The organism is Priestia sp. TRM10, assembly GCF_057808375.1.
The window spans coordinates 17248-34641 of sequence record NZ_JBJZOT010000014.1 but is presented as its reverse complement, the minus strand read 5'-3'; the positions used below and the strand labels follow the sequence as shown (position 1 = coordinate 34641).

16 protein-coding genes and 1 riboswitch are annotated in these 17394 nt (G+C 37.5%); of the genes, 1 reads left to right on the top strand and 15 read right to left on the bottom strand.

Features of this window, described 5'->3' with window-relative positions:
* The first annotated feature begins 141 nt into the window (after positions 1-141).
* Positions 142-861, top strand: a complete 720-nt coding sequence (locus tag ACK3CR_RS16800) for a FadR/GntR family transcriptional regulator (protein WP_375755448.1) — start codon at positions 142-144, stop codon at positions 859-861.
* 136 nt (positions 862-997) lie between these two features.
* Here the strand turns inward: ACK3CR_RS16800 and ACK3CR_RS16795 are convergent, their stop codons facing one another.
* The 15 genes from ACK3CR_RS16795 to phnW all read right to left on the bottom strand — a co-directional run bounded on the left by ACK3CR_RS16795 (position 998) and on the right by phnW (position 17390).
* Complete coding sequence (locus ACK3CR_RS16795; RefSeq protein WP_328123606.1) at positions 998-2350, bottom strand: MFS transporter; 1353 nt, start codon at positions 2348-2350, stop codon at positions 998-1000.
* A gap of 535 nt (positions 2351-2885) precedes the next feature.
* Positions 2886-3419, bottom strand: coding sequence for a cupin domain-containing protein (locus ACK3CR_RS16790; RefSeq protein WP_488975803.1), 534 nt, complete (start codon positions 3417-3419; stop codon positions 2886-2888).
* Positions 3420-3510: 91 nt separating this feature from the next.
* Positions 3511-4272, bottom strand: a complete 762-nt coding sequence (locus ACK3CR_RS16785; protein WP_243515576.1) for a 3-oxoacyl-ACP reductase — start codon at positions 4270-4272, stop codon at positions 3511-3513.
* A gap of 109 nt (positions 4273-4381) precedes the next feature.
* Positions 4382-4480: riboswitch (TPP riboswitch) on the bottom strand.
* Positions 4481-4569: 89 nt separating this feature from the next.
* Positions 4570-5463 (bottom strand): ribose ABC transporter substrate-binding protein RbsB, encoded by an 894-nt coding sequence (rbsB, locus tag ACK3CR_RS16780; protein WP_410914510.1) that lies wholly within the window; start codon positions 5461-5463, stop codon positions 4570-4572.
* A gap of 36 nt (positions 5464-5499) precedes the next feature.
* Entirely contained in the window at positions 5500-6456 is a 957-nt protein-coding gene (rbsC, locus tag ACK3CR_RS16775) for a ribose ABC transporter permease RbsC (protein WP_488975802.1), read from the bottom strand.
* A gap of 1 nt (position 6457) precedes the next feature.
* On the bottom strand, positions 6458-7939 hold the full coding sequence (locus tag ACK3CR_RS16770; protein WP_328123604.1) for a sugar ABC transporter ATP-binding protein: 1482 nt from the start codon (positions 7937-7939) through the stop codon (positions 6458-6460).
* 15 nt (positions 7940-7954) lie between these two features.
* Positions 7955-8350, bottom strand: a complete 396-nt coding sequence (rbsD, locus tag ACK3CR_RS16765) for a D-ribose pyranase (RefSeq protein ID WP_328123603.1) — start codon at positions 8348-8350, stop codon at positions 7955-7957.
* Positions 8347-9225: a ribokinase gene (gene rbsK / locus ACK3CR_RS16760; protein ID WP_328123602.1), complete on the bottom strand. Its 879-nt coding sequence runs from the start codon at positions 9223-9225 to the stop codon at positions 8347-8349. The genes rbsD and rbsK overlap by 4 nt, the downstream gene beginning before the upstream one ends.
* Entirely contained in the window at positions 9218-10207 is a 990-nt protein-coding gene (locus ACK3CR_RS16755; protein ID WP_243515587.1) for a LacI family DNA-binding transcriptional regulator, read from the bottom strand. The genes rbsK and ACK3CR_RS16755 overlap by 8 nt, the downstream gene beginning before the upstream one ends.
* A gap of 178 nt (positions 10208-10385) precedes the next feature.
* Positions 10386-11588 (bottom strand): Gfo/Idh/MocA family protein, encoded by a 1203-nt coding sequence (locus tag ACK3CR_RS16750; RefSeq protein WP_243515589.1) that lies wholly within the window; start codon positions 11586-11588, stop codon positions 10386-10388.
* 165 nt (positions 11589-11753) lie between these two features.
* Entirely contained in the window at positions 11754-12617 is an 864-nt protein-coding gene (locus ACK3CR_RS16745; protein ID WP_243515592.1) for an AraC family transcriptional regulator, read from the bottom strand.
* Positions 12618-12673: 56 nt separating this feature from the next.
* The gene (locus ACK3CR_RS16740; protein ID WP_488975801.1) at positions 12674-14086 is read right to left on the bottom strand and encodes a sugar porter family MFS transporter; all 1413 of its coding nucleotides are present in this window, start codon (positions 14084-14086) and stop codon (positions 12674-12676) included.
* A gap of 52 nt (positions 14087-14138) precedes the next feature.
* On the bottom strand, positions 14139-15110 hold the full coding sequence (locus ACK3CR_RS16735) for a sugar phosphate isomerase/epimerase family protein (RefSeq protein ID WP_243515597.1): 972 nt from the start codon (positions 15108-15110) through the stop codon (positions 14139-14141).
* 370 nt (positions 15111-15480) lie between these two features.
* Positions 15481-16299, bottom strand: coding sequence for a phosphonoacetaldehyde hydrolase (gene phnX / locus ACK3CR_RS16730; RefSeq protein WP_243515600.1), 819 nt, complete (start codon positions 16297-16299; stop codon positions 15481-15483).
* On the bottom strand, positions 16299-17390 hold the full coding sequence (gene phnW / locus ACK3CR_RS16725; RefSeq protein WP_243515603.1) for a 2-aminoethylphosphonate--pyruvate transaminase: 1092 nt from the start codon (positions 17388-17390) through the stop codon (positions 16299-16301). Before phnW ends, phnX begins: the two co-directional genes overlap by 1 nt.
* Positions 17391-17394 lie beyond the last annotated feature (4 nt).

Genomic DNA, 17394 nt, shown 5'->3' with positions numbered 1-17394 from the left:
TTCATATAAATATTAAGTATGAATCTCAGCAAATTTGTTACAGTAAAAGCAAGCTAATAGATTCTTAAAATAGAGAATTTTTTGCCCTTCAAAACAGAAAAGTATATAATAAAACTACGTTTTAGTAACGATGAATTTATAGTGAGAGAAGTGATTTTTATCAGTTTTAATCCTGTATCAAACAAGAAATTATACATTCAAATTTATGACCAAATTCTTTCACAAATTGAACTCGGTACATTCAAAATTGGAGATAAACTCCCTTCTGAACGAGAGCTGTGCGCGAACTTCGGTGTTAGTCGTGCACCTGTAAGACAAGCATTAAGTGCACTTGAAATGAACGGAATTATTTATTCAAGACAAGGTGAAGGAGTTTTCGTAAAAAACACAAAAATTACAACGGGAACTTCTCAGTCTTCTTCTCTTTTAGAAAATGTATCGCCTGAAGATATTGTGGAAGCAAGAATGACAATTGAACCTCTTATTGTTAAGCTTGCAGCAATGAGAGCTACTGCTGAAGATATCGCAGACTTAAGAAAAACTATTGATATGATGGAAGAAGAAACAAAACAGGGAATTTATGTGCCTGAAACAGATGAGAAACTACATAAAGGCATTGCAAAGGCTTCTCATAATGATTTATTTATTACTTTCATGGCGGATATTAGCAACGCAATGAAAAAACAAGAAATGTGGCAGTTTATTCGCGACCGTACAGTAACTCGTCCAGATTATCGAGAAGTGAATTTTAAAGAGCATAAAATGCTTATTGAGGCAATTGAAAATCATGATGAGAAGAAAGCAGTTGAAGTAATGACTTCTCATATGAAAAACCTTTTTGACCGATACTGGAAAGTGTAAACCGTTCCACGAAGAAATGATTGCAGATCTGTGCTTGTTCTTTGAGTTAACAAAAAGGATGCACCTTATGTGCATCCTTTTTGTATAAAAAGCATTACATCGTTTTATAAAATAAGCCAACAAAGATTCTTAATGATCATGTATTAATAGAGTTCTTTAACTCAGATTGTTCATTATCTTCCTCCACTTTATGACTAACTGCCTTACCTGATTGCTTTACTAAAAATAGAATAATCGCCGCTCCAATCACTAAACTAACTCCTAGAAAAATCATACTTGTATTAAAAGAACCTGTAACATCTTTAATATACCCAACGATATAAGGACCAAAGAAACCACCAAGATTTCCAACACTGTTAATGAGCGCAATTGCTCCTCCTGCAGCTGCCCCTGTTAGAAATGAAGGAGGAATAGCCCAAAATGGAGAGTATGCTCCAAATGCTCCACATAAAGCAATGGTTAAAAAGATAAATGATAAGACAATGCTTGTACTTGCTACATAGCTACTCGCAATCATAGCCACTGCACTAGTTGTTAAACAAACCGCCACATGCCAACGCCTTTCATTCTTTTTATCAGAGTGGTTACCAACCATAATCATTACGACCATGGCAATCGTATACATCAATCCTAGTACCCACCCCATACCTTGTGTGCTTAGTGATGTTTCTTCTGCCAGACCTTGAGAAATGGTAGGGAGAAACATATTAATACCGTAATAGCCAACCATCCAACAGAAGTATCCAATTGATAAGATCAATACATCCCGATCTTTTAAAGCTTGCGCAAAAGTATAATGCTTCACTTCTTCCTTTTCCTGTCTTTCTTTTGCAATTACACTCATTAGCCATTCCTTTTCACCACGATTTAACCAGTTTACATCTTCAAGCCTGTCATCAAGATAGAAGTAACAGATAATACCTAGAATGAGTGCTGGAATAGCCTCTAAAATAAATAGCCATTGCCACCCTGCTAAACCCAACCAGTCAATTCCTAATAGAAATGTAGAAAGAGGCGAACCTATAGCATTTGCTCCTGGAATAGCAAGCATAAATCCTGCAATAGCTTTAGCATGGTGTTTTGTTTGGAAGAAACCGCTCAAATAATAAACCATACAAGGATAGAAACTAGCTTCCGCCACTCCTAAAAGAAAACGAGCAATATAAAACTGTGTAGGAGTTTGGACAAATGCCATAAAGATGGCGATAATCGCCCATGTTACCATAATGCGGCTAATCCATTTTCTTGCCCCAATCTTTGTCATCATAGCGCTTCCCGGAACTTCTAGCAAAAAATAACCAATAAAGAAAATTCCTGCTCCTAATCCAAAGACAGCATTGGAGAACCCAAGATCTTCGTTCATTTGTAACGCCGCAAATCCGATATTTACTCTATCTAGTATTGCGATAATAAAACATAAGAATAGAAACGGAATTAGTCGAAGTGTTACTTTCCTTGTTGTAGAACGTTCTAGTTCAAGCTGATTCAAGATAAATCCCCCTTTTAGGCTTTTTTGGCCTTTTCTTTTAACCTTGCTTCCTTATCCCTCTGATATCAACCATCCTAAATTAAGCGCTTTCAATTAAACTAAACATTCTCTTCTCCCCTGCCTTTATTATTTAATTGTGTTTGTATTACTACAGCATTTCTTTTGTTGTTTTGATGCTATTATCGACTGTAATGCTGATAATAAACTTCCTTTCCAATCTACTCTGCCATTCGATGTAAATTAAATATTTTGTAAGTGCTTACAAAAGGAGTTTTACTTGTTGCAAGTCCTACTGCAATTTCAGCCTCTTTTTGTTCTGCAATTCTTATATTGAATATTTTTTTAAAAACTAACCTGTATACTTGTAATACAACTAACTTACAATACAAGTATACAGGCAATCATTTTTATTGTCTATATTTTTTTAAAAAGTCTGTTAATTACAGAACTCATATAAAAAGAAGGGTGTTTCTCTAACAGAGAAACACCCTTCTTTCATCTTTATCTCTTTATTTATAAACATAATTTACACTAATTACTTCTCTCGTTCAGCAGCCTCTGCTTCTTTTTTCGTTCGATGCACCGTACCAAACGGATGCTCAGGGGGTGCATAAATAGAGTAAATCTTCAATGGTCTATTCCCTATATTTGTGACATTATGCCATGTCCCCGCAGGTACCATAATGGCATCATCATCAGAAACTCTTTTCCGAAAGGATAAGTTATTTTTTGTTTTTCCCATTTGAACAAGTCCTTGCCCTTCTTCCACCCTTAAAAATTGATCTGTTTTCGGATGAATTTCAAGCCCAATGTCTTCTCCTTTTTTAATACTCATCAATGTAACCTGCAGATGATGTCCTGTCCATACGGCTGTACGGAATGTTTTATTTTGCTTAGTGGCTTCATTAATATTCACCACAAACGGCTGTCTTCCGTAATCTTTTAACTCAATTTTTTCTCTGCTGTACCAATAGGAATAAGCTTCATATGGATTAGACCTGTACACTGCTTGAAACGCTGGATACTGTACGTAATAAGGATAGGAATACATATAAGGAGAATAATACATTTCTCTTCATTCCTTTCACATGCTTATAAAATATCCTATACGCCATCTTAACAGCATATTCCGTTTTCCATTCTCCTTATGAAGTGCATCTTTAGTTCATCGTTAAGCCACTATCAACTACAATATTTTGTCCTGTAATTCCTTTAGCTCTGTCAGACCCTAAGAATACCACTGTGTCAGCTACATCTTTTGGGGTGGTAACACGATTTAAAGCAGAACTACTTGCAACAATGTTGAACACTTCCTCTGTTGTAAGGGCACTAGCATCTGTTGTTTGTAAAAGACCACCTGATACCATATTGACCGTAATACCATATTGTCCAAGCTCTTTTGCCATGTTTCTTGTAAATCCAACTAGAGCTGCTTTTCCTGTTGTATATTGATGATAAGGAACAATAGGATTCTGAAATAAATTTGTACCAATATTCACGACTCTCGCATTATCTGTTTCTTTCAAATATGGTAAAGCTGCTTGAATAGTATTCAATGCTCCATGAACAGATCCTTCAAACTGTTCTACATATTTCCCCCAGCTTAACTCATGGACAGGCTCTTGTGCATTTGGATCAAATTTAAAATTTATAAGAGCATTATTGATAATAATATTAATACATCCATAATGCTTAATCGTTTGGTTCACTAACTTTTCAACATCATGTTTATTTGTAATATCAGCATAAAGTGCGATTGCGTTTTCTTTCCCTAACTCATCTACTAATATTTCGGCGCTTTCCTTGTTTTGATAATAATTCACAACAACACCGTATCCACTTTCTACGAACGTTCTTGCAATCTCAGCTCCTAATCCTCTACTTGCTCCTGTTATTAATGCAATTCCTTTGAAGTTTTTCATCGAACAAATTCCTTTCAATTTCGTATTTACAATAAACTTGAAAGAGAGAGTGAATACAAAAAGCCCTTTCACTCGTCAAAAGTAAAAGGGCTGAACATTCTTCATGTACAAACTGTATACTTTTACTCCCTACGCGAGTATTAACGCTCAGGTTCAAAGGGTCGGGTTTTCACCTTCTCAACTCGTATGAGTTCCCCTGTAAAATATTTATTGTCAATATTATTATATTTTAGCTTCTAACGTTTGTACAATTTTAAAAGCATCACACTCCCCTAAAGGGTGCATGATGCTTTTTCATTATTCCTTCGTCATTAACTTCAATGGTGCTGCAATATTCTTTTCAACTTTCTTGCCTTTTAAAACATCACTTGCCGCTTTAACAGCTAGCTCACCAATTAATTCTGGTTGCTGTGCCACAGTTGCCGCTAACTTCCCTTCTTTTACAGCATTAATAGCATCTTCATTTCCGTCAAATCCAACAACAAGAACATCTCGACCTGAGCTGTTAATGGCTTGGATAGCTCCTAATGCCATTTCATCATTATGAGCGAATACTGCTTTAATATCTGAGTTTCCTTGCAGTAAGTTCTCCATTACATTCAAACCTTTTGTACGATCAAAATCTGCAGACTGTTTTGCCGCAACATCAAGTTTTTGGTCTGCTACATTATGAAATCCTTTGCCTCGTTCACGTGTTGCAGATGCTCCTGGAGTTCCTTCAAGTTCAGCTACTTTAGCTCCTTCACCTAACTTTTCAACAATGTAATCAGCTGCCATTTCGCCACCCTTTACATTGTCAGAAGCAACTAACGTTTCGACCTTTCCTTTATCTGCTGAACGATCTAATGTAACAACAGGAATGCCAATATTGTTAGCTGATTGAACAGCTGTTGAAATAGCTGCTGAATCTGTTGGGTTAATTAGTAAAACATCAACCCCTTGTTGTAGTAAATCTTCAACATCGTTAACTTGCTTAGCTGAATCGTTCTGTGCGTCAACAATCACAACGTCCATTCCTTGCTTTTTCGCTTCTTTTACAACTCCATTTTTTAATGAAACAAAGAACGGGTTATTTAACGTAGAAACCGATAAGCCAATTTTAATATCTTCTAAATTTCCTTTTTTCTTTGGTTTTGCCCATTCTGGAGGCTCTAATGAACAAGCCGCTAGAATAAGAAGTGAAAACGACATGAGTACAAGTAAGACCTTTTTCAATGAGAACCCCTCCTATGCTGATTTTTTTCGATCAATTAACACCGCAATCAAGATAACAACACCTTTTACAACCATCTGGAAGAATGATGATACACCTAATAAGTTCAAACCATTGTTTAACGTTCCAATAATTAAAGCACCAATCAATGTTCCAACAATTAAACCACGGCCACCAGATAAACTTGTTCCACCTAATACAACAGCTGCAATCGCATCTAACTCATAAGAAGTTCCTGCTGTTGGTTGCGCTGAGTTTAAACGAGATGTTAAAATCGCTCCTGCTAAAGCCGATAAAAGTCCTGCTAGCGCATAAATCATCACTTTTACTCGTGGTACTTTAATGCCTGAAATAAGAGCTGCTTTTTCATTTCCACCAATGGCATATGTTTTACGGCCAAATGATGTTTTGTGTAAAATCACCCACAGCACTGCAAATGCAATAATCATCGTAATTGCAGGAACTGGAATACCTAAGAAATAACCACGTCCAAATAGTTGGAAGGCATAGTTTTCACCAAGACCTGTAATCGGGTTTCCATCTGTATAGACAAGCGTTAAACCACGAAAAATTGTCATTGTTGCAAGTGTTGCGATAAATGGTGCCATTTTTCCTTTTGTAATAAGAAGACCGTTAATCGCTCCCATTACTGCACCTAAGATACATCCAATTAAAATAGCTAAAATCGGGTCAATACCTGATACAATCATTCCAGCAATTAGCGCGCTAGATAGAGCCAAAATTGACCCTACTGACAAATCAATCCCACCCGTCAAAATAACAAATGTCATTCCAAAGGCAATAAGCGCATTAATCGCAACTTGACGCAGTAAATTTAATAGATTCAGTGGTTCTAAAAAGCTTGGATTTAAAATTGATACGATAGCAACTAAAATAATAAATCCGAGTAATGGTCCAAGCTTTTGCAGTAAATTATCAACATGATTTACTTTGTTTATAGCTGGTTTCATGTTACTTCCCTCCTGTTGCAAATGTCATGATTTTTTCTTGTGTTGCTTCTTCTTTCATTAATTCCCCTGTAATTCTACCTTCATGAACAACGAGGATCCGATCGCTCATTCCAAGCACTTCAGGAAGCTCAGACGAGACCATAATAATGGCAACTCCTCTGTCTGTTAGTTCATTCATTAACTGGTAAATTTCACGTTTCGCCCCAACATCGACTCCTCGCGTTGGTTCATCTAGAATTAACACTTTTGGACCAATGCCAACCCATTTGGCAATAACTACTTTTTGCTGGTTTCCACCAGAAAGGTTTTTCGCACTTGTTTTTCCTGATTCTGTTTTGATTTGTAAGCGCTTAATTAATAGATCAACAAATTCACTCTCTGTCTTATCATCAATAAGCCCTTTTTTAGAAAAGCTTTTTAAGTTCGGCAACGCCATGTTATCACGAATCGAAAAATCTAAAATAAGTCCTTCTGTTTTACGGTCTTCGGTAATAAATCCAATGCCTAGTTTGACGGCTTCATATGGATTTTTAATCGATACTTTCTGACCATTCACCAATATCTCGCCATCGTCTAATTTATCTAATCCAAACAAGGCTCGCATAATCTCGGTTCGGCCTGCTCCCATTAATCCTGAAACTCCAACGATTTCGCCTGCTTTCACAGAGAAACTTACCTTTTGAAAAGCTCCATTTCTCGTAGCATTGCGAACTTCTAACACCTTTTCACCAAGTATTGGTGCTCGTTCTGGAAAACGATCGGTTAATTCGCGTCCAACCATCTTACGGACAACCTCATCAAAGTTCGTTTCCCGAATTGCCTTCGTATCAACGGTTTTACCATCTCGCATTACTGTAATGCGATCACAAATGGTGAAAATCTCTTCCATCCGGTGCGAAATATAGACAATGGACACGCCTTCTTTTCTAAGAGCATTGATTACTTCAAAAAGCTTCTGAATTTCACGTTCTGTTAATGCAGCAGTTGGCTCATCCATGATAATGACTTTTGCATTTGTCATCAGAGCTTTAGCAATTTCAATCATTTGCTGCTGACCAACTGAACAAAGCCCTGCTTCTTGCTCAAGTGGAATTGTAACCGAAAGTTTTTCAAACTGCTTTTTTGATAGCGATTTCATTTCTTTCGTCTTTAAAAAGCCAAGCGGTGTTTTCAGCTCTTTTCCAATAAACAAGTTATCGAGTACAGTCATATCCGGCCAAACGTTTAACTCTTGATGAATAAACGCAATACCATACTGCTCTGCTTCTTTTGGGCTCTTAAAATATGTTTCTTTTCCATCAATGAAAATGGTTCCTTGATCACGTTTATGAAGACCAGTTAAGATGTTCATCATCGTCGATTTTCCGGCTCCGTTCTCACCCATCAAAGCGTGAACTTCACCTTCTTTTAATTCGAAATCTACTCCTGACAACACTTGATTTGTTCCAAATGCTTTATGAATACCGTTCATTTTAATATGCATAACGCTCACCTCTTTCTAGAAGATTACACCTGCCTGTAAAATACAGTTAGCATATGGAGTAACTTCACCTGTTCGGATAACGGCTTTGACGTTGTTTGTTAAATGTTTGAACTCTTCATGAGAGACTTCTTGAATATCCGTGTTAGTGAATCTCTCTTGCATATACTGCATAACATCCCGGTTTTGAGTACTCATCTCACTTGCAATCGTCACTTTTTCAACGACCATATCATCCGTAATCGCATTCACCACATCTCTGTAGCTTGGAACACCTAATGTAAGAGCTAGATCAATACGCTGTACATGATTTGGGATAGGAAGACCTGCATCGGCAATAGCAATGAGGTCTGTATGTCCTAGATCCGCGAGCACTTTTGAGATATGGCTATTTAATATTCCTTTTCGTTTCATAGCGCTTCCTCCACTTCTTCTCGTGTTGGCATACCACCTTGTGCTCCAAACTTTGTAACAGATAAGGACGCAGCGCGGTTGGCAAATTGTAAACTTTCTTCAATGCTTTTTCCTTCTCCTAAGGCTACAGCTAGTGCTGCATTGAATGTATCTCCTGCTCCTGTCGTATCAACAGCTTCTACAGTATAGGATGGAACAAGGATTTCTTTCTCTCCGTCATAGTAACGAGCCCCTTGCTTTCCTTCTGTAATAAATAATTTGTTTGGATATTTTTTTAATGCTTCGTCTATACTTAAATTGTTAAATAACACTGCTGCTTCATGTTCATTTGGCGTAATATATGTGGCGCGGTTAATCACGTCTTGAGAAAGCGGGCGAGCTGGCGCTGGATTAAGGAGAAGCGGTATATTATACTCCTCACAAATTTCACTCACATATTCTACTGTTTCTTCTGGAATTTCTTGTTGAATGAGAACAATTTTAGCTTTCTTAATGTCATCAATCACGCTCTTCACATATTCAGGGGTAATATAATCATTAGCCCCCTTGACAAAAACAATGCTATTATCACCTTCTGCTAATACAATATGAGCCGTTCCACTTCTCACATCTGTAACCGGTTTCACATCGGTTACATTAACATGATTTTCTTTGAAGTTAGCTAGGATTTCTTCTCCGTAGTGGTCATCTCCTACACAGCCAATCATCTTTACTTTTGCTCCTAATCGAGCAGCCGCAACCGCTTGGTTTGCACCTTTTCCCCCTGGTACTGTTTTAAATGATTCTCCAAGAACAGTCTCTCCAGCCCCTGGCCGTATTGCAGATGTTACAACTAAGTCCATTGATGAACTTCCAATAACTACAATTTCACTCATTTCCCTCAACCTCTCTTGTCGTTTCTCGTTCTATAAATGTTACAGGCATTTCAACATGATTTTGCTCAACGTATTCTTTTCTCATTAACTTGATTAAGAGACGAGCAGCTTCTTTCCCCATTTCATAGGCAGGCTGTCTCATTGTTGATAGAGACGGAAAAAGCAGGCTGCTCTGCGGAATATCATCAAACCCAATGATTTGAACCTCTTTCGGAATAGACTTCCCAAGACGAAGGGCTTCATGTAAAACTGCTGTTGCCACAATATCATTACTTGCAAGGACTCCGTCTGTATCTGGATATGTTTCAAACAATTCTTTTGCCCATTTTTTAGCCTCTTCAAAAGCAAAAGATGTTGTTCCCATCACATAAAAATCAACATTTGATTCACTCAAGTATTCCAAAGCCCCTTGAAATCGATCTTGAGCAGGTTGGATATGAGCTGGGCCTTTTAGTAGCGTTATTCGTCTGCTCCCTCGTTTCACCATTTCCCTTGCTGCTGTTCTACCGCCTTCTCTTCCATCTCCATAAACTGAGGGATAGTCTTTCGACGTTTGATCTAGAAACACAACTGGAATCGATAAATCTTTATAATTTGTATCACTTCTATCATTGGTAGCTGAAATAATGCCAACTACGTTATTTTGAACAAATGTATGAATATAATCGAGTTCTTTTTCAGGCTGTTCATCACTATTTCCAAACAATAAGCGAAACCCTTCTTTTTGCATCTCATCTTCCACCCCTCGTGCTAGTTGGGGAAAAAATGGGTTTGTAATGTCTGGCAGCAATAAGCCAATCAGCTTTGACTTCTTTTTATAAAGGGAGCGGGCTACTTCATTTGGGCTATAATTGAGCTCTTCCATGGCAGCTGCTACTCGTTTTCTTGTATCTTCGTGAACGTAGCCATTCTCATTCAGAACACGAGATACGGTTGCAACTGATACGCCTGCTTCTTTCGCTACATCTCGAATTGTTGCCATTTGCTCCCCTCCTTTACGTTTATGTAACCGTTTACACAAGTAGGATACCACGAACTTATGAATTATACAAGAATAAAATTTATTTGTTTTATCAGGATAATAGAAAAAGGGTTCTCCAAAGCTCCTTGAACCTTGAAAAACCCTTCCTCATTCAGTTAAATTATACTTTTTCGTCCACTTAATTTACATCTAATAATGGACGATCAGCAAAGTCAACCCATACAGATCCGTTTTCTGCTGAGCGTACACAATTTTCAAGCCAGCGAATTCCGTCAATTCCAGCATCGATATCAGGATACACTAAATTTCTTAGTGTTTCTTCATCATTACGATTTTTCGCATCAATTGCGATTGCAAATTTCAAATATATATTTGCCCATGATTCGGATAATCCTTCTGTATGAAGAGCACCCAGACGCTCATCAGCATTGCACTGTTCATCAAGGTATGGCATAGCACGAATTAAAGTTTGAACTGGCTCTCCCTGTACTTCATAGCGCAATTCTCCTGGCTTACTATCCCACCATTCTAGACTAGCTTTTGAACCGACAATTCGAATCCGATGCCCATCCATGCACCCTGCATTAACTGAAGAGGTCCAAAGTCGACCAACCGCTCCATTTTCATAGTGCATTGAAACAAATGCATTGTCTTCTAATGGCTCTCTGCTATGAATAAAGCTTTGTCGATCACAAAGCAACTTTTTAACTTTCATATTCGGCATGATTAACTGAGACATATAATAAGTGTGTGTCGATAGGTCACCTAATACAAATGTTGGTCCTGCTATCTTAGGATCTACTCTCCACTTTTGGGCATCGCTAAATTTATCTGCATCTTCTGTTGAACTGAAACCGTGTGTATACTGAAGATCTACAATTCGGATATCACCGATTTTTCCTTGCTCAATCATAGCACGCATTTGAAGTAGCATTTGATTTCCAGAGAATCCATAAGTCACACCAACAATCTTCCCTTTTTGTTCAGCGAGACGTTTAATTTCTTCTCCTTCTTCTGATGTAAAGAATAATGGCTTCTCACAAATAACATGAAGGCCAGCTTCTAGTGCTGCTTTTGTAATCTCATAATGAGTGCCGTTTGGTGTAGCAATTGATACAACTTCTACACCATCTTCCAGTTTAGCTTCCTCAGCAAACATAGCTTGGTAGTTTGGATAACAGCGGGAATCTTCAACTCCAATATTTATCCCAAAATCTTTTCCACGTTCAGGATCAATATCAAAAGCTCCTGCCTTTAATGTAAAAGCGGTATTGTCACGCAAAGCCCCAAGACGATGTTTATATCCAACTTGCCCAAGTCTTCCTCCACCTACCATTCCCCAGCGTAAAGGTCTTGAAATCTTTCTTTCACCATTTAACATATTAAAAACTCCTCTCATTGTTGAGTTATTGAATGAAATAAGCAAAACTGTCTATGTGCAACTCTAATTATAAGAATAATCTGATATTTTTCTTTAGATTATGAAGTCCATTTTTTGTCTTTTAAGGTCATTTTTTAGACTCTCTCTTTTAACATAGCCCAATATCTAGACTTGATTTCTCCTTCTATATTCAGCAGGAGTGATGCTTGTCTCTTGTAAAAATACCCGGCAAAAATAATGGACAGAAGTAAATCCACACTCATCTGCAATAGATTGTATAGAGCGACTTGTTGAACGAATTTTCTTTGTTGCTTCTCTAATCCTTTCATGTCGTACATAGTAAGTGTAGGGAATCCCTAAGGTCTCACTAAATAAGCGTGACAAGTGGCGTGGAGAAACATGAAAGAAGCATGCTACATCATTTAGTGAAAGAGGCTGGTCCAAATTATCTTTGATAAATCTTTGAGCTTCTTCTACAATCTTTCTTCCTTTATCGTAAGAAGGCTTAGGGAGTTGATCATCTTCTGTTCCACAAAATAGAGATTGCAAAGACAATATAAGCGATACACCTAGAGTGTTTAAAATATCAGCCGAAGATGTTTGCTCAGCATGCTGCATTAACGACTTCCACAGCAAAACGGTTGCATTATCCTCGCTATTTGGAATATAGATACTATCTTCAATGGCTAATTTCTCAAAGAGAAGCTGCTGTTTTTCCGAGGTATTTTCCTTCTCTATTTCAAAGGCAACCCAAAAGAGAAATAAGTTATTTCCTTTATGAATTCTATGAAGTTGATGAGGACGTGAAAGAAAGAATGTTCCTTTCTCAAGAAGAAAATCCTCATTATTCTCAGAATAAAGCCCAGTGCCATCTACAACATAGCAGATCTCAAAGAATGAATGCTTATGGATTGGAGTACCGGGATGTTTCCTGTCAGCTCCCCAATAATGTACACGGATAGAAAGGTCCCGTCCGACACAACAACTGGCTCCACGTTGTAAGGTTCGAATAGTAGTTGCTAAACTCATTAAGCATCCTCCTTTAGTAAATCCATTTCTATTTTAAAGCACCTATGAAAATAGAATTAAAGAACTTCTTCAGACGCCTCTTTTTGACTATATTTGTCTCCATGAGAACGAAATTGAGACTCCAGCTCTTCTAGCGTTTTACCTTTTGTTTCGGGTAAGAAGCCTTTTACAAATACGATGGCTATTACTCCTAAAGCTGTGAAAACAAAAAAGGTTGTTGATAAGCCGATTTTCTCAAGAAGTAGCGGGAATGTTAAGCCTATAAAGAAATTAGCGATCCACAAGCAGAAAACACTAATTCCCATTCCTAACCCTCTTATACGCAAAGGAAAAATCTCAGCAAGCATAAGCCATGTTACCGGTGCAACAGCACCTTGCATAAAGGCAAGGAATGTTACTGTTAGTGATAGAACCACATAAGGAAGCATATCACTTCCAGCAAGTACATTAGAGAATATGCCAATAAGTAAAAGGGAAGTAGTAGTTCCAACAAGACCAACTAAAAGCATTGGTCTGCGTCGTACTTTGCCAAGCAACCAAATCCCGATACATACCGCAATAACAGAAATTAAACCATTTGCGATATTGGCAATTAAAGCCGCTTCTGTTTCGAAGCCTGAATCCCTTAAAATTTGAGTACCGTAATACATAATCGAGTTAACGCCTGTAATCTGCTGAACAACCGCAATCCCAATTCCTAAAAATACAATACGTCGTATCCAAGGGATAGATAGATCCTTTAAAGAAGCCTGCTTTAGCTTACTGTCTTTTAAAACCGTCCCTTTAACCTCATCAAGCTCAATCTGAGCTTGATCTCTTGTACGAATTTTCTGGAGCACGGTTAAAGCTTCTTCATTTTTTCCTTTTGAAATGAGCCAACGTGGACTTTCAGGCATTCTTAACATACCGATGAATAGAAATACAGCAGGTAAGGATGCGATGGCTAGCATATAGCGCCAAACGTTAACATCATCAGCCATCATGTTTCCTAATACAGCATTACAAGTGAAAGCTAATAGTTGTCCACCTACGATCATTAACTCATTTTGTGTAACCATTCTTCCCCTTCGCTCTACAGGCGATACTTCTGCTAGATAAGTAGGAACTGTAACAGATGCCCCTCCAACAGCAAGCCCTAATAGGAAACGAAAGATGACCATTACCGTTACATTAGGAGCAAATGTACATCCAAGCGTTCCAACAAAGAACAAAACAGCAAGATAGATAATGTTCTTTCGCCTTCCCATGTAATCAGATAGCCTACCCCCAACAATAGCTCCTATCGCAGCACCCAGAAGGAGCGAACTAGCGACAACTCCTTCTGTGAATGCATTAAGTCTAAGTGTTTCAGACATAAAAGGCAAAGCACCGTTAATAACTCCTGTATCATAACCAAAAAGAAGTCCTCCGAAGGTTGAAATAACAATAATAGTAGTTAAGAATGACTTTTGTTTCCTCTCTCCACCCATATTGATCTCTCCTCTTAAAGTCTCTTGCTTTCTATGCCGAGCTCTATCCACCTTAAATTGTTACGGAGACACTAGCTTTTGTTTCAAATTCTCTTGGTAACGTTTCTTTTAATATATCCATTGATTTTCTTACGCCTGTGATTGGTTTCATTGTTAAGTCTTCCATCTCTAAAACAATAGGTCCCTTATAGCCTGTCATTTTTACCACTGTGAAAAATTCTTTCCACCATGCACTATCATGGCCATATCCAAGTGCAACGTAATTCCAAGAACGAGATGCAAAGCTTTCCATTGGCTTTACATCAATTAATCCTTGCGCATCAACAATTCCTCGTTCTAACCGAACATCCTTCGCATGGATATGATAGATAGCATCGCCTAATGTTCGAACTGTTGTTATAGGATCCCCACCCATCCAGAACAAGTGGCTAGGATCAAAGTTCATACCTACCATATTTCCTACTTCATTACGAAGCTTAAACATTGTTTCTGCATTGTGTACGAGGTTATATCCTAAGTTTTCAATTGCAATTTTTTTAACTCCGTATCCCTCTGCCGATTTCACAGCTTTTTTCCAATACGGGAAAGCTACTTCGTTCCATTGCCATTCAAGCATGTCAAAGTGCTGCGGTAAAATTGGATGTGTAATCCAGTTTGGCGTTTTATCATCCGGACCTCCTCCAGGACAACCAGACATCATCACAACAGTCTCAACTCCTAAAAGTCCTGCAAGCTGAAACGTTTTTTCGACACCTACTTTATGCATTTCTCCTTCTTCTGATGGGTTCAACTGATTTCCTGAGCAGTTGAGTGCTGCAATCTCAATCCCTCTTTTCTTTAAGGAATCCATAAACTGCTCTCTTTTGATAGCGCTTTCTAATAATTCATCAACATTGATATGTGGAGCCTTTGACCAGTTTCCACACCCAAGCTCTAATGATTCTATTCCTAATTCTACACACTTATCTAGCATCTCTTCAAATGGCATATATCCTAAAATATCTGTTACTAATCCTGTTTTCATTCCCTATTCCCCCTTAAAAATTTAAAACATGAAATCGTTATCATTTGAGCGTAAGGATAAATGACTGTTTCTATAAATTATTATAAAACAACACGGCGGAAAAAGTATTTGTACAATAAAGCCTTTATATTGTACTTTAAGGACTTTTTTATTTAATGACGAGTCGTTTTAAATAGAATCTATATCGATAAAAACCTAAATTTAAAAGCAGAAAAAAGAGGCTTTCCAAAAGTTCAAGGAACTTATAGATAACCTCTCAATCTACATTCTCTTATTGCTGCTCTCTTTTATCACCTATTAATATTAAAAACGAAATATCTCAAATTCTAAGAATCATAGAGCTCAAATTATCTACCGAGCTCTTTCTTTTTTATCTATGCTCTATTACCAATTGATCTTTAGATAATATTCCATTAATCTTATCAATTAATAATGGAAGGTCTTTCATCGTTTCTATCGTAAAATCGGCTCCGTTATCAAGAAATGATTGTCTTGTTTGGTTAATAGCTAGCTCTTTATCATCAGGAGACAAAGCATTAAATTCATTTTGAGATAACCCCATTTCTGAGCTACCAACAATTACACCAACTGACCATACTCCTGCCTGGATTCCTTCTTTTATATCTGAAATTGTATCTCCAACTTTTATTACATGACGAACGGATGAAATTTTTAATTTTTCTATGTTTCTAAAAATCATATATGGATAAGGTCTTCCATAGGAGTTTGTTTCATCAGCTGTAATATAAAAATCAGGTTCATATCCTTTTTTTAAGGCATTAGGTACAACTACATCCATCATTTTGTTTGTATATCCAGTAGTTGAACCCAACTTTAGCCCTTTTTCTCTTAGCCCATTTACGACATTCACTACTTCTGGAATTGGATCTGTATATTGGGATAAGGATTGAAGTAATGCAGGCTCAAACTCCTCATATAAATTCTCTACGTCCATTTCATTAAAAGCTCTTCCATAAAGCTCCTCCCAAAGCTTAGAGATTCTCGGCATGGACAGCATAGTCCGTATATGATCAATCTTCAGCATTCCCATTGGCTTACGCGCTTCAGCTATTGTAACATCGATCCCAGCTTGCTTGAAAATATCTACAAATACATTTACTGGTGCAAAGCATCCAAAATCTACAGTCGTTCCTGCCCAATCAAAAATAACACCTTCTATTTTACTCATTACGCCTTCACTCCCATGAATTCATTTATAATATTACATAGCTTGTTTATATCCTCTTCATAAACTTCACCAATGTTACCAATTCTAAATGTATCTATGTCTGTTAACTTGCCCGGGTAAATGACAAATCCTCTTTCCTTCATGTATCTATAAAAAGGTTCAAAACTAAAGTGTTCGTTTGGATATAAGAATGAGGTAATAATAGGAGACTGCTTTTCTTCCCCAATGTACGATTCAAATCCCATCTCCTTCATTCTTTTACAAAGAAGCTTATTATTGTTGACATATCGATTATAACGTGCAGAAATGCCACCTTCTTCCCTGAGCTCATCTATGGCCTTAGAGAAGGCTGCCACAACATGAGTAGGGGAAGTAAATCTCCATTTTCCATCCTTATTCATTTCTCTCCATTGATCATATAAATCTAGCGATAAACTCCTAGAATTCCCCTCACAAACTTCTAAACTCTCAATCTTAGCTATCACAAATCCAAACCCCGGAACTCCCTGAATACATTTATTTGCACTACTGATCAAAAAGTCAATGCCTAATGCAGGAACATTAATATTCATACCTCCAAAGCTACTCATCGCATCAATAATAAGCTTTTTATTAAAATCTTTTGCCACACGTGAAATCATCTCAATTGGATTTAAAATGCCGGTTGTTGTTTCACAATGAACCATGACGATATGAGTGAAGCTCTTATCTTCTTCCAGTAGGTTTCTAATTTTCTGCTCATCTGGATGTTCGTCATATTTTGTTGCCAACTCCACGAAATTCAGCCCTAGGTATGTTGCCATTTTGACAATACGCTCCCCATACGCTCCATTCGTAACGATTAGTACCTTGTCCTGTTTCGTTAATGCCGTTGTCATAACGGATTCTACTGTGAAAGAGCCGCTCCCTTGCATTAATACAACCGTATAGTGTTCACTTGTTGCATGAGCTAACTCCAAAAGTTCTCTTCTAATTTTTTGAGTGATAATTTTGTAATCATCATCCCAAGTACAACGATCAAAAAGCATCTCTTTTTTCACGTTTTCTGTTGTTGTCAACGGTCCCGGAGTTAAAAGTTTATATTGTTTCATAATA

Bases quoted from the DNA above. Each gene is read 5' to 3' on its own strand.
- ACK3CR_RS16735 (WP_243515597.1), bottom strand. From the start codon at position 15,110: ATGAAAACAGGATTAGTAACAGATATTTTAGGATATATGCCATTTGAA.
- rbsK (WP_328123602.1), bottom strand. From the start codon at position 9,225: ATGAGTGAAATTGTAGTTATTGGAAGTTCATCAATGGACTTAGTTGTA.
- rbsC (WP_488975802.1), bottom strand. From the start codon at position 6,456: ATGAAACCAGCTATAAACAAAGTAAATCATGTTGATAATTTACTGCAA.
- ACK3CR_RS16790 (WP_488975803.1), bottom strand. From the start codon at position 3,419: ATGTATTATTCTCCTTATATGTATTCCTATCCTTATTACGTACAGTAT.
- ACK3CR_RS16755 (WP_243515587.1), bottom strand. From the start codon at position 10,207: ATGGCAACAATTCGAGATGTAGCGAAAGAAGCAGGCGTATCAGTTGCA.
- ACK3CR_RS16770 (WP_328123604.1), bottom strand. From the start codon at position 7,939: ATGCATATTAAAATGAACGGTATTCATAAAGCATTTGGAACAAATCAA.
- ACK3CR_RS16740 (WP_488975801.1), bottom strand. From the start codon at position 14,086: ATGGGTGGAGAGAGGAAACAAAAGTCATTCTTAACTACTATTATTGTT.
- phnX (WP_243515600.1), bottom strand. From the start codon at position 16,299: ATGAGTAAAATAGAAGGTGTTATTTTTGATTGGGCAGGAACGACTGTA.
- ACK3CR_RS16785 (WP_243515576.1), bottom strand. From the start codon at position 4,272: ATGAAAAACTTCAAAGGAATTGCATTAATAACAGGAGCAAGTAGAGGA.
- rbsD (WP_328123603.1), bottom strand. From the start codon at position 8,350: ATGAAACGAAAAGGAATATTAAATAGCCATATCTCAAAAGTGCTCGCG.
- phnW (WP_243515603.1), bottom strand. From the start codon at position 17,390: ATGAAACAATATAAACTTTTAACTCCGGGACCGTTGACAACAACAGAA.
- ACK3CR_RS16745 (WP_243515592.1), bottom strand. From the start codon at position 12,617: ATGAGTTTAGCAACTACTATTCGAACCTTACAACGTGGAGCCAGTTGT.
- rbsB (WP_410914510.1), bottom strand. From the start codon at position 5,463: ATGTCGTTTTCACTTCTTATTCTAGCGGCTTGTTCATTAGAGCCTCCA.
- ACK3CR_RS16750 (WP_243515589.1), bottom strand. From the start codon at position 11,588: ATGTTAAATGGTGAAAGAAAGATTTCAAGACCTTTACGCTGGGGAATG.